The organism is Paenibacillus sp. P4_E11 (genome assembly GCF_056401635.1).
Genome location: NZ_JBFUIX010000073.1, coordinates 19,374 through 32,986, shown reverse-complemented (window position 1 = coordinate 32,986; position 13,613 = coordinate 19,374). Strand labels below are relative to the sequence as shown.

The 13,613-nt window shown below is 49.9% G+C and carries 9 protein-coding genes; 7 read left to right on the top strand and 2 right to left on the bottom strand.

Going from position 1 to position 13,613, the window contains the following annotated elements; genetic code table 11:
- Together AC1DWB_RS23590 and AC1DWB_RS23585 are read left to right on the top strand one after the other, a co-directional pair.
- Nucleotides 1-1,018, top strand: a 1,018-nt coding sequence (locus AC1DWB_RS23590) for an extracellular solute-binding protein (RefSeq protein ID WP_477543542.1), incomplete at its 5' end; no start/stop codon positions are given.
- A gap of 334 nt (nucleotides 1,019-1,352) precedes the next feature.
- Nucleotides 1,353-3,008 carry an extracellular solute-binding protein gene (locus AC1DWB_RS23585; RefSeq protein WP_477543541.1) on the top strand — a complete coding sequence of 552 codons (1,656 nt, stop codon included), beginning with the start codon at nucleotides 1,353-1,355 and terminating at the stop codon, nucleotides 3,006-3,008.
- A 74-nt stretch (nucleotides 3,009-3,082) separates the two neighbouring features.
- On the opposite strand, the gene AC1DWB_RS23580 is transcribed toward AC1DWB_RS23585, so the two are convergent.
- A complete protein-coding gene (locus AC1DWB_RS23580; protein ID WP_477543540.1) occupies nucleotides 3,083-4,153 on the bottom strand; it encodes a M42 family metallopeptidase in 1,071 nt (356 codons plus the stop codon).
- A gap of 226 nt (nucleotides 4,154-4,379) precedes the next feature.
- On the opposite strand from AC1DWB_RS23580, the gene AC1DWB_RS23575 reads away from it, so the two are divergent.
- Together AC1DWB_RS23575 and AC1DWB_RS23570 are read left to right on the top strand one after the other, a co-directional pair.
- Entirely contained in the window at nucleotides 4,380-6,056 is a 1,677-nt protein-coding gene (locus AC1DWB_RS23575) for a hypothetical protein (RefSeq protein WP_477543539.1), read from the top strand.
- 57 nt (nucleotides 6,057-6,113) lie between these two features.
- Nucleotides 6,114-7,457: a DUF455 family protein gene (locus AC1DWB_RS23570; protein ID WP_477543538.1), complete on the top strand. Its 1,344-nt coding sequence runs from the start codon at nucleotides 6,114-6,116 to the stop codon at nucleotides 7,455-7,457.
- Between the two features lie 408 nt (nucleotides 7,458-7,865).
- Here AC1DWB_RS23570 and AC1DWB_RS23565 read toward each other — a convergent pair whose 3' ends face one another.
- Nucleotides 7,866-8,681 carry a sugar phosphate isomerase/epimerase family protein gene (locus AC1DWB_RS23565; protein ID WP_477543537.1) on the bottom strand — a complete coding sequence of 272 codons (816 nt, stop codon included), beginning with the start codon at nucleotides 8,679-8,681 and terminating at the stop codon, nucleotides 7,866-7,868.
- A gap of 248 nt (nucleotides 8,682-8,929) precedes the next feature.
- Here AC1DWB_RS23565 and pepV point away from each other — a divergent pair, with 248 nt between their 5' ends.
- The 3 genes from pepV to AC1DWB_RS23550 all read left to right on the top strand — a co-directional run bounded on the left by pepV (nucleotide 8,930) and on the right by AC1DWB_RS23550 (nucleotide 13,293).
- Complete coding sequence (gene pepV / locus AC1DWB_RS23560) at nucleotides 8,930-10,333, top strand: dipeptidase PepV (protein ID WP_477543536.1); 1,404 nt, start codon at nucleotides 8,930-8,932, stop codon at nucleotides 10,331-10,333.
- A 114-nt stretch (nucleotides 10,334-10,447) separates the two neighbouring features.
- Nucleotides 10,448-12,610: a sensor histidine kinase gene (locus AC1DWB_RS23555; protein ID WP_477543543.1), complete on the top strand. Its 2,163-nt coding sequence runs from the start codon at nucleotides 10,448-10,450 to the stop codon at nucleotides 12,608-12,610.
- Nucleotides 12,607-13,293 carry a response regulator gene (locus AC1DWB_RS23550; RefSeq protein WP_477543535.1) on the top strand — a complete coding sequence of 229 codons (687 nt, stop codon included), beginning with the start codon at nucleotides 12,607-12,609 and terminating at the stop codon, nucleotides 13,291-13,293. Before AC1DWB_RS23555 ends, AC1DWB_RS23550 begins: the two co-directional genes overlap by 4 nt.
- Nucleotides 13,294-13,613: the final 320 nt, after the last annotated feature.

The window sequence follows — 13,613 nt, the reverse complement described above, 5'->3', positions numbered from 1 at the left end:
TAAGGAGAAAGATCCGGGTGGAGTAGGTAAAGATAAAGTGGTACCGTTCGCGATGCCAGCTATCAACCAAGCGGCAAAAGGATTCTTCTTCGGACCGATGTTCGGCGCGGGTATCAACAAYGATGGACCGGGCAATCAATTCTATGCGCCGAATGGCAATTACAAGGACGGTGTCTTCACTACCGGCGTAGCCTTGCCTGAAGCCAAAACATTCTTCGGTTGGATGAACAAGTTGTACAAGGAAGGCCTGATCTCGAAGGAATTCGTAACGGACATCAACTCCCAGCAGTACACTCAACAAATAAGCAGCGGTGTGGCCGGCTTCACAGATTCCAACGAAACAAGTACTACGATGAATACCAATACGCGGAAATCCGTGCCGACTGCGCAATGGGTGACCTTAGAGCCGTTTAAGCGCGCAGACGGGACTCAGCGTCAGCCTGTTGCAGCCGATTACGGAATGTTCGTTGCTGTGCCGAAATCCAGCAAAAACCCAGATGCTGTAATGAAGTATTTGGACTGGATGGTTAAACCGAAAAATCTTGCAACCGTACAATCCGGTATTGAAGGTGTCAACTGGAAAGATGATGGCGGGCTACGCCTTACTATTGATCCAGAATTAAACAAGAAGCATACTTGGGTATCCGGAAGTGGTGACCTTTCTATCGTCCAACAAGGGGTATTACCATACACCAAAGAGCAGTTGGCGAAACAAGCAGCTATAACCCCTACTTTGACTACACCAGAAGCCAGAGAAGAATATGTGAACTTGGTGTTGCACATGTATGAGACGTTCAAGAAATTCGGGAAGTCGGAACTGCTGATCGATGCGCCAAGACCAGTAGCGCAGAAGACCGTAGCGGCAATCGAGAAATCATTGTACGAGGGAGTATCGAAAGCGATCATTGCCCCTGACTACGATAAAGCTTATGCCGAAATGCTCTCCGGATGGGAAAAAGCCGGCGGTCGTGAGTACGACAAAGAAATCAGCGATGCCATGAAAGCAATGAAGAAATAAGTCTACAAACTTCAACTATACTTCAAACAAACAACAATCATAATAGCTATCACACCTTAGTCGTCCTCCCGTTGCCTGCTTAGCACATGTGGAGGGCGATTTTTTTATTGACCAAAATATGACAAAAAAATCAGCGATGACATGAAAACAATGAAGAAATAGAGGACAAAAAAGCTAATAAATTGTCAATATTACACCATAGCTTTGCTCTATGAAAGCGGTTATATTTACTTTGAAAACGCTTTATATACAATAAATTACTAAGGCAGGAGATGGGCATAATCCCATTGTTAGCATAGATATCCTGCAATTCATTTCTAGGGAGGAAAGCTGTATGGTCAGGGTGTTAAAAAAAGGGGTTATTGGAAGTTTAGCTATGGTGGTAACGCTTTCAGGATTCTTAGCAGCATGCTCTAAATCAACAGACGATGGGAAGAGTACAGCAACAACACCTAGTGGAAGCGCAGCACCGACAGCAAGCAAGGAGCCGGAGAAGCCGGTCAAAATCCGCGTAACGCTATGGGATCGCGCCAATGCGCCGGAAGGTCAGAACTTGGGTAACAACCCGATTACCAAATGGGTAATTGATGAGACGAAGAAGATCGGCCTAGATGTTGAATTCGTGTCTTTGCCTAGAGCGCAGGAGTCGGAGAAGCTAAACGTATGGATGGCTTCCGGCGAAGCGCCAGATGTGATCATCACTTATTCGATCGACACCATCTTCAAGTATGCAGAGCAGGGTGGGCTATGGGAGCTTGATTCGTTCCTCGCCAAGTATCCGGATCTGGTCAAGAACAACAAGAAGGCACTTGACCAAGCGGGTATGTATAAAGGCAAACGTTATGCCATTCCGGCAATCCGCGCCAACACGTATGCCGGTGCTCACATGAAGATTCGTAAAGACTGGGTCGACAAGTTGGGCATGAAAATGCCAACGACCAATGATGAGCTATACCAGGTATTGAAGGCGTTTAAAGAGAAAGATCCAGGTGGAGTAGGTAAAGATAAAGTTGTACCATTCGCGATGCCAGCCATCAATCAAGGGGCAAAAGGATTTTTCTTCGGACCGATGTTCGGTGCAGGCATCAACAACGATGGACCGGGCAATCAATTCTATGCTCCGAATGGTAATTACAAGGACGGCGTCTTCACTTCCGGCGTAGCCTTGCCTGAAGGAAAAGTTTTCTTCGGTTGGATGAACAAACTGTATAAAGAAGGTCTGATCTCGAAGGAATTCGTAACGGACATCAACTCGCAACAGTACACTCAACATATTAATAGCGGTGTAGCTGGGTTCACGGATTCCAACGAAGCCAGCATCACAATGAACGTTAATACGCGGAAATCGGTACCAACTGCGGAATGGGTGACCCTAGATCCATTTAAGCGCGCAGATGGCACGCAGCGTCAACCAATTGCAGCCGATTACGGAATGTTCATTGCGGTACCTAAATCCAGCAAAAACCCAGAAGCTGTAGTAAAGTATTTGGACTGGATGGTTAAACCAAAAAATCTTGCAACCGTACAATCCGGTATTGAAGGCGTGAACTGGAAAGATGATGCAGGACTTCGAATTGCCATTGATCCAGAACTGAACAAGAAGCAAACTTGGGTATCGGGACAAGGTGATCTTGCTCTCATCCAACAAGGCGTTGCACCATACACCAAAGAGCAGTTGGTTAAACTAGTTGCCGCAAGCCCTGATTGGGTCACTCCACAACAGAAAGATGAATATGCGAACTTGATGTTGCACATGTATGATGTGTTCAAGAAATTCGGGAAGTCGGAATTGCTGATCGATTCGCCTAGACCAGTGGCGCAGAAGAGTGTAGCGGCAATCGAGAAATCATTGTATGAGGGTGTGTCGAAAGCGATCATAGCCCCTGAATTCGATAAAGCTTATGCTGAAGCGGTATCTGCATGGGAAAAAGCTGGCGGGCGTGAATACGACAAAGAAATTACGGACGCTATGAAGGCAATGAAGAAGTAATATTGAATGCAAAGAAACGGAGCCTACATCTTAGGCTCCGTTTGCTGTTGCAGCGTTTCTATGCTGCATTAGAGTTAAGCGAAACTCGTAATCGTTTCCAGCGTGGTCTTGTCCGTTGCTTGCACAAGCTTCACCAGAAGCTCCTTGGCAGCCGCATAGTCGTCGATGTGAATCATAGAGCCGGATGTATGGATGTAGCGTGCGCATATGCCAAGGGCAGCGGTAGGAACTCCGCTTCCATGCAGTTGCACACGTCCGGCATCCGTGGCTCCCGGAGAGATGAAATATTGATAAGGGATCCGATGCGTCTCTGCAGTATCCACGATGAACTCAATCAATGTGCGATTCGTAACGATAGAGCTATCGAGGATACGGACGACCGTGCCCTTGCCGATGTGGCCGAAGGCGTACTTGTCGCCGCTCGTGTCGTTGGCTGGACCGGCATCGAGTGTGTAACAGATGTCGGGATTGATGAGTCCCGCAGCCGTTTGCGCGCCGCGCATCCCAACTTCCTCCTGAACGGTTGCACCTGAGTATAGGATATTGGGAAGCTTGCTGTCTTTCAACTCCTGCAGCAGTTCAATCGCGAGACCGACACCGAATCGGTTGTCCCAAGCTTTGGCCAGTATCTTCTTACCGCCGGCTAGCGGGGTGAACGGACAGATTGGCACAATCGACAAACCTGGCTTTACACCCAACTCAAGGGCATGATCACGATTGTCCGCTCCGATGTCGATGAACATGTTAGTAATCTCCACAGGCTTACTTGCTGCATCACCTAACAGATGGCGTGGTGTAGAGCCGATGACGCCCATAAGCGGACCGTTCTTCGTAATAATATGTACCCGCTGCGCCAGCATGACCTGATTCCACCACCCGCCTAACGCCTGGAACCGGATCATCCCGTTGTCCAGGATGGTCGTAACCATGAAGCCAACTTCGTCCATATGTCCGTTTACCAATACTTTAGGGCCATTCTCGTCACCGCGCAGCACCCCGAATATGCTACCGAGCCGATCTTGAACGATCTCGGATGTTACCTGCTCTAATTGACTTCGGACGAACCGACGAACCTCGTGCTCGAATCCGGGTGCCCCAGGCAGTTCGGTCAAAGTTCTGAACAGCTCCAGTGTTTGATTGTTCATCTTAGCGCTCCTTATATACATGGATTTTCATAAGATATGGATTAGCCGTTGCCATTTTAAAATATACGGTAAGATCAGGGTTGTCAACAATAAAAAATCAAGTGCTCCGGAGGTCAAGAAATCTAATAAAAAGTAAAAAAAAAGCGATAGCTAACGCTTACATGCTCACTTATACTGGACTTGTGTGTTTATACATGACTATTACCTTCCCATTGGAGTTGAGCCGATGAATACCACTGTTCGCGATCCATTTCGAGATCTTGTACACTTGCAGGAAGAACGGCTGGATCAATATCTAGATAAACGTCGTAAGGATCTTGAGATGGGTTTGGAAGCGGATCCATTAGGCCTAGGTACGCTCACTATAACGTTACCGTTATATTGTCTGTCCTCGTCCCGCTACTATTTGGACTCCAGTCTTGATGGACTGATGAAAGAATCAGTCGATGCTTTTTTGGCGACACAACTGGATAGCGGCTGTATCTCTCTCGTCAATTGTAACATCGATTCTCCGCCGGATACGGCCTTCACGACGCATTTGGTATCGATTGTGTATCAGGTAGCGGAACGTTCGGGACTCGAACAAATTCGCGAAGTTCAGGATGGGTTGTACACCTTCATGGAGAGAGCCCGCCCTTGCTTGCTGAATGGAGGTATTCATACCCCGAATCATCGCTGGGTCATGGCTGGTGCGCTCTCGAAGATGTATGAGATATTCGGTGATGAAGCTTATAAGGAGCGAGCGTTTCAATTCCTGGATGAAGGCTTCGATATGACGGAATATGGGGAATGGACGGAGCGCAGTAATGCGATCTATAACGGAGCTTGTGCCATCCACCTATATGATGTTGGGACGGTATTCGGTTATGAGCCTGCTTTTGAAGCGATTCGCCGCAACTTGAGTATGATGCAATATATGCTTCATCCCGGTCACGAGGTTGCGACGGAATATTCCGGACGTCAAGATCTGGGCCAGACATTAGTGCTGAACGATTGGTACTACGTGATCTACCATTTGATGGCATCGCATGACAACAATCAGGATTTTGCTTCCATGGCACAGATTACAGAGGAATCTTCACCGAAGGGGGCCAGCGCCCTGATCCACTGGATGCTGTATCCGGATGCGATGCGGTTGCCGGAACAAGCGCCAGCTCTGTCGGATCACTATACGATTCTGCTAGGCGAGAACAACGAAGTTCCGGTTCCTCGGAACATTCCGTATCTTGGCAAGCTGGTGAAGCATCCTCATGGAGCTTCCGTTCTGCGTCATCGCAAGGGAAAACTGAGTGTGACTGTGATGGCTGCCCAGCCGGAACTGATGTACGTCCAGTATGGCCAGGCGCGAATGTATGGGTTGAAGCTTGCGGCAGGCTGGTTCGGTATCGGAGGCATCGCGTTCCCTTCGATTCGGCAGACAGGGGAGAACCGCTACAGCATGGAGATCGAGCTGGAGGGCTGTTATTTCAACCCGCTGCCTCGCGAGCATACTGCTGGCCTGAATGGCAGCTATGTGAAGATGCCCAATCATTTACGGGAGAAAACAAATGTCATGCATCTACCCGTACAAATGGAATTCCAGCTGCATGACGACGGTGTTGAGGTCAGCATCCGATCTGCCGCGATTCCGAATATATATTTGCAAACCGTCTGTATGTTCGATCCGGTGGGAACAGTCTCGGGTGATGGCTTGGAAGAGGTTGCTCCACATATGAAGCAATTGGTGCGAGGCGATGCCGTCTACGCTTATGAAGGAGACCACATCCGTGTATCGTCTGGAGCCAAGGAACATAAGGATGTTTCGATGCGCAATGAAACCGTGAACCGGGACGCGCTCAATGTTACGATGAACTATGTCACACCAACTGAAGTAACGATTCGATTCCAATGTTACGAATCGTGATGATATTATGAGCCATGATGTATGAAGTGGCAGGAGAAAATCAGGGGGGTCTAGAAAATGGCGAAAAAAATCGAAGTGGATGTAACGGACTACAGCTTCCTGGAAGCAGCTTCTCAGTACAAGGGATCGCTGCTGCGTCCGGTTGACACAGCGAAGCTGCTGAAGCAATGTTTTTGGCTGGAATTTGAGCTATCCCGAATGACGATGGGGTGGGTTTCCGCAGTACCGGATTGGGAAATCAAGGGCGAACTAGTACGGATGTCGTACTTGCATACCCAGCATATGGCCCAACTTCGTGAACGGATCAGCGAGCTGCCTGGTGCGGATATTAATGATAAAGCTTGGACACCAAGTGGGCTGCAGGAAGCATGTCAGCGTATTACGTTGACCAGCGGGTTGATTGAATTCGCCGCAGGCTACAAATTCATCATCTCGAAGCTGTATGAGCAATATGCGGCGTTTCATGAAACGCTCGACCCGATCCTCGACGCGCCGACATTCGACAAGCTGCGGTATATCGAGCTCGACAAGGAGCAATTATACGGCTGGGGCATCCCTTATGTGAAATTCGCCTATGTTGAGGATCAAGAGAAGCGTGAAGCATATCACCGTTGGCTAACTTATATCGAGCAAGTGTGGCACGTGCTTGAGAACACTTCGTCGAAGCAAGCGCCTGACTGGCCGGATCACCCGGTATCTGATCCGGCAGGTCCTATTCCGCTGACGCCGGCTAACGATCCGAAATATCCACATGTCGATCTGAATAAATACAAGAGCGCGATGTTCGATCCGAAGTCGCCGACTTTTGATAGCATAAAGCATATGATCTTCATTAACGCGAGCGAAATGTCCGCCGTAGAAAGCCTCACCTACTTGTATTATGGCGTGCACAAGATGCCTGTTGATTTCTATCTTGATGTAGCCCGACATACGTGGGATGAGGTCAGGCACAGTCAAATGGGGGTACGTCGGTTACAGCAGATGGGCTACAGCACAGAAGACTTCTCCTGGCATCCTTCAACGGCCCCGACACCGGAAACGATGCAACAGGTGTTCCCAGAGTTCTACTCCAGCCTGACGATGGTTATGGAGCCGTGCTCCTTCATTAAGAAGCGCAAGTCGATAACGGCCTTCATGGAGTTCGGCGATCCGTTATCTTCGATCCAATCGGAGTATGACATCGCGGATGAGCGTCTCCATGTCGCTTTCGGGCAGAAGTGGGGCGCGAAGCTGTTCGAGCATATGGACGATTTCGTCTCTGCTCAGAATGCGGCAGAAACCGTCAAGCAGATGCACCTGCGCAAGATGGGTTACAGTCAAGAGCAGATCAACAAAGTGCTGCACAAGTTTCCTGAGTTTTGCGGGTTCGCTACGATGGACCTCAAGTACGATAAGTATTGATCGCTTGAACGTAAGCAAGAGCTCCATCCCACACTCGATATGTGGGATGGAGCTCTTGTTGTTGGGGCGGTATAGAGATTTGCGCGCTTTAGGGCGATAATTCACGGTACTACTAAGGTCGGGATCAGAGGAATCTCTCGATGCCATCAACCTTAAAAGAACTGAGTTCTCTTATTCATCATTTTCTGCTCAATCATCATGGAATAGAAGAACTCAGTTCTCTTATCTCAACAGACAAGGTGTAGTTTCAACTCCATTATAGAAATAGAAGAACTCAGTTCTTCTATTTCTATAAAAGAAGGCCGTACTTCGCAAATAGAGGAACTCTGTTCTCTTATTTGCAAGAGCACGGCCTATCGCCATGCACGAGGGCCCGTCTCCCGATCTCGACAGCCTCCGAGATCGGCCTTACTTCTCGCCCTGCCAACCGTTCTCGCGGTAACGGGCTGCAAACCGTTGGCCCATCCACAAGCAGACGCTCCACAGGTCGGCCAGCGGTTGCTTCGTATACGGGAGCGTGTGCATGTAGCCTGGTGGCCCATACTCGGGCGTGAACGTGAAGCTGGAAGCCCCTTGCTCGGCACGACGTCGGCATATGGCATCCCACCACGCTTCGTGCGCCTGAAGCTCCGCAGCATACTCGGGTGCAGCGGGATCGGGTACTTGCGGACCGTGGCGGAAACCCACCCGCCCGTGGACGTGTATCGTTCTGCTTATAGCCAGCTCGACGTTGTCCAGCTGCTCCTCCAGTAGCGACTCCGTCACGACGACCCAGTGGCTGAAATCGGCATTCAGCTTCAGCTCAGGATACTGACGAAGCAGCTTCGCTGTCGTCCAGGGCGTGAACATAGCGCGGCCACGGTGGGTTTCGTGGGCGAACGGAATACCCAGGCGTTGCTCGACCGCTAGTGCGCTCTCGAAGAAACGCTGCTGCTCGTCCCACTCCATGTAGTCTCTGCCGCTGTGCGAAGTGATCAGGAGCGGCCCGAACTGCGCTGCCCGCTCCGCCCGCTCGCGGAATGTGGCGACATGGTCGCCGCTCGAGTGGATACCTGCAATGTAATCGAGCTTCGTAGAGTCAAGCAATTGGCGGAATAGCTTCTCTTGCTCCGGTGCTGGTGGAGCTCCTTCGATTCCTTGATAGCCAGCTTCCACAATTTTGGCAAATTGCTGCTCCAACGGCTCTGTCATGCCCCATTGGGCTTTGAATACTTTCAACTCCATAGCGGGTCTCCTCCTCATGACAATACAACTATACAATGGCATTAGATTCGCTTGAACCACGCTTATTATATCGGCAATAATGTGGAAAATCCAGCTTTTTTGAACACGTTTTCAAATACTTGTCGGTCCCCTGCCAACACGTAAAAATAACTAATAAAATGTCAAACTAAGCCTGTTGAATCTAATAGGGGAGTGCGATAAACTGGGGAGAAAACGAAAGATATCCTGAATAAAAGCGAGGAATTCTATTGAATATAAGCCAAGCTATTCGAAACTATGAAGATCAAATCGTCGAGCACATTCAAGCGTTGATTCGAATTCGCAGCGTGGCGAGTGAGAGCTTGCCCGGTAAACCATATGGAGAAGGAATCGACCGTGCCTTGCAATACATGTTAGACTTGGGAGCCTCCATGGGTTTCCACACGGCCAATGTGGACGGCTATGCCGGTCACGTCGAATACGGCAGCGGGAATGAGCTCGTCGCGGTACTCGTCCACCTAGACACGGTGCCTGAAGGGAGTGGTTGGACGTTCGAGCCACTAGGCGCGCAAATTCATGAAGGGCGCATATATGGCAGAGGGGCGTCGGATGATAAAGGGCCTGCAGTCGTTGCCTTGTATGCCCTGAAAGCGATCAAGGATCTCGGAATTCAACCGCAGAAGCGGATTCGCATCATATTCGGGACGAACGAAGAGAACGGGATGACGGACATGGACGAATATTTTGCCCGCGAGCCGCTTCCCGATTACGGCTTCACGCCGGATGCCGGTTATCCGATCATCAATGCGGAGAAGGGCTACTATGTGTTCCGTTTGTGGAGATCACGGTCTATCGGTGGACAACCTTACCGCCTGCTTTCCATGCAAGGGGGCACCGCTCCGAATGTCGTTCCGGAACATTGCCGCACGGTGCTCCAGCTAGAGGCAAGTATGGCGACAGAACTCCTGAAGAGGATAGCCGATCTGGCGGAAGGGAATCCGCATATTAAGCTCAATGATCAGGGCGAGGCAGGGAAGCTCATCATTGAAGCAATAGGGAAGAGTGGACATGGCTCGTATCCACCGTCAGGAATCAATGCCATCTCACATACAGCAGATTTCCTGCATGCGATAAGTGACAGCGTGCCAGAGGACGAGTTCGTAGCGTTTATACGTACCGCAATCGGCTTCGAGGCGTTTGGTGAATCATTGGGGCTTGCCGTTAGCGACCCGGTACACGGCCGGCTCACGGTTAATCTCGCACAAATCCATATCGATGACACAGAGGCTGAGGCTATATTGAACGTTAGGGTTCCCGTTACCGTAGATGGGGAGAACATCGTAAAGAAGCTGCGGGAGAAGGCGGCTAGCGTTGGGATAGAGGTAGACGTTACCGCGCACTTGGCGCCTCTGTACATTGAACCCAACCATCCATTGATCCAGAAGCTCAGTCGGGCATACGAAATGATCACGGGTGAGAAGACCGAGTTGCTCTCGATTGGTGGCGGTACATATGCCCGCAAGTTGCAAAACCGGGGTGTCGCTTTCGGTGCAGGCTTCCGCGGAACGGACACAAGGGCGCATCAGCCTGACGAATTCGTTGCCATCGAAGACATGATGCGGCATGGTGAAATATGCCTGCAAGCGATTTATGAGTTAATTGAGACAACCTGATCAGTTCACGCTGATCAGTTTTTTTGTTTTCCTGTTTCTTTTTGCCTGCTATGCAGTATGATAGATTCGAAGAGTTACCAATCATACCCCAGAGAAGGTTTGAGACGCAGCGTGATGAAGATGAAGATCAAATATATGATGTGGGCGATCCTAATAATTGGATGGATACTTGGCGGTCCCCATGAGGTATCGACAGCATCATCAGGTGAGCAACCGATGATGCCGCAAGCAACAGAAGGCGTACTTGATCTGTCCAAGGCGGAGCCGACACGAAGTGGCTGGTCGATGTTGAACGGACAATGGAAGTTTTATTGGAATGCTTTCCTGGAGCCGGATGAACTTAATGCACCTGGGCTCTCGACACTTGAATCATCACCACAGTATGTTCATGTACCATCCATATGGAGCAGCTATATCGTGAATGGCCACACATTGCCGAACCAAGGTTACGCGACTTACCGTCTTGTTGTGAAGCTGAATGAAGGTGATGTCGGCACCACACAGGAGTTGTATGTTCCTAGCGTGGCGACGGCTTATAAGCTGTGGGTGGACGGAAAGCTATTAGGTGGACGGGGTACACTGGGGACTTCCAGGGATGAGATGGTTCCCAAGAATGTACCGAGTGTGTATTCCTTCAAGCCATCGGGTGACAAGGTGGAGATCGTCATTCAGGTGTCGAATTTCGTTCAGCGCAAAGGCGGGCTCTGGGAGGAACTCCGCATGGGTGACAGCGAAGCAATCACACAGTGGAGGAATCGTACGATCATAATGGAAGTTGTCGTTTTCGGTAGCATTATGATCATGGCGGTGTACCATCTGGGGTTATATGCGTATCGACGCAAGGACAAGTCCCCGCTCTTCTTCGGGGGGCTCTGCCTGGCAGTGAGCTTGCGGATCGCCGTATTGGGGCAGACGCTGGCTGTTTATTTGGTTCCTTCCTTACCTTGGGAGGCAGCTGTGAAGATAGAGTACTTATCGGCAATCGTCGGATTGTATCTCGTTCTCTTGTTCACGCAATCCCAGTACCCGGGAGAATCGCACCGGAACGTACAGCATATATCGCTGGCAGTCAATGGGATCATGGCAGGGATTGTGTTGGCAACACCTGCTTCCTTGTATACAGAGTTGTTCGTGCCTTACGTGCTGGTCGGAGCACTTCCGACCGTTCTCTATGTGACCTATGTGTATATGATGGCTGCATTTCGTCGCAGACAAGGCTCCTTATTGAACGGTATTGGCTTCGTCTTCTTCAGCTTAACAATCGCGAACGACGTCCTGTTTTATACACAATGGGTCAATGAAGGTAATTTCATCCCGCTCGGCTTGCTTGGATTTCTGTTCACGCAATCGCTCAATCTGGCCGGTCGGTTCTCCTATTCGTTCAAACAAACGGAAAGTTTATCGGAACAGCTGCAGCAGATGAATGAGTCGCTGGAGCATAAGGTGGAGGAGCGAACCGTCGAACTCAAGGATGCATTCGGTAGCTTAGAGCTACGCAATCGCGAGCTGCACCGAATGGAGCAGTCCAGGCGTCAACTGCTGTCTACGATTTCCCATGAGCTCGGAACGCCACTCACGTCCATCCAAGGCTATGTCAAGCTGATGCTGGACGGCGTGATCAGGAATAATGAACCGCGCACACTTCAGCTTATATACGACAAGTCGCTTTATCTGGATCGGATCATTCAGGATCTGTTCGAGCTGTCGAAGCTGGAAGCGATGCAGATCCGCTTTCACTTCCAAGACATTGCTGTTGCTTCCCTTCTCGGAAAAGTAGCGCAGGGACATGTATGGAACAGTGGGGAATGGGCTGGTCAATCCGTGAACGTTGTAATGGAGAATTGGAAGCCGGAAGACAGGGAAGAGATCGCTACGTTGCATATCGACCCGATTCGAATTGAACAGGTAGTCGCCAACTTCGTTTCGAATGCCAAGAAATATACGCCGCCCGATGGGATGATTCGGATCAGCATCTCGGAATCTACAATGCCAGGAACAGGTGAGCCAGCTGTGAGGGTAGAGGTGACCGACACCGGAATCGGCATTGCCGCAGAGGAATTGGCCAATGTGTTCGAACGGTTCTATAAAGGCAAGTCCTCGTTGAATGCCCGCTTGGAAGGAGCCGGTCTGGGACTCGCCATCTCGAAGCAAATCATCGAGCAGCACAACGGACATATCGGCGTGGAGAGTGAGCCTGATCGCGGGAGCTCCTTCTACTTCATCCTGCCGATCAGGTGGCAATCGCGCGATGACAAGGAGAAGGGGGAAGCGGTGTGAGGATACCTGCGAGAATATTGGTTATAGAGGATGACACCGATATTCATGGGTTCATCCGGTTAGCTTTGGAAAATCAAGGCTATGAGGTATTGACGGCGGAAGACGGACAACGAGGCTTGCAGTTGTTTCATCAGGAGAAACCTAACCTGATCCTACTGGACATCATACTACCCGGATTGTCAGGTCTGGAAATCTGTCATGAGATTCGTAAGAGCTCCAATACGCCTATTCTGTTCCTGACGTGCAAACGCGAAGCCGAAGATGTGATTGATGGGCTTGAGCTGGGAGCGGACGATTATATGACGAAGCCGTTCGATCCCGCTATTCTGGTAGCCCGGGTGAAGGCGTTATTGCGACGTGTCACAACCGATGCCCGATTGACGAGATACGGGGATCTGGAGATCGATTGGCCAGGCCGCAGCATTATCCGAGACGGCCAGCCTGTGGCCTTATACACGAAAGAACGGCAACTGCTGTTTCTTCTGCTGGAGCATCCGAATCAAGTGATCAGCGTGGCCCAGATCTATAACCTATTATGGGGACTGGAGCATGGGAGCGACGAGCAAACCGTGAAAGTACATATCAGCAATCTACGCAAGAAGATCGAAGACGATCCAGCCAATCCCAAATACATTCAGACGGTAAGAGGATTCGGATACAAATTTACGACACTACCTGTCTAAAGGCCTACATGTCGAGCGGCTCATGCTGAGCCGTTTTTACTATTTCCAAGAAATTTTCCGGTATTTAACCAGACTTTAACCTTACCCTCCTATAATCAGGGCTGAAATGTTGATAACTTGATTCGAAAGACAGGAGGGTATATGAGAAAATTCGCTATATTTTTATGTGGCCTGATACTTTGGGCGGGGTATGTGCTTCCATTCTCCACACCTGCTCGAGCCGCCACAATAATTTCACCTAGGTATCCRGTTTCAGTAACGCTCAATTCGCATGGCGTGCAGGCGGTGAATGGGAAGTATTTCTTTAAGTCAGGTCAGCA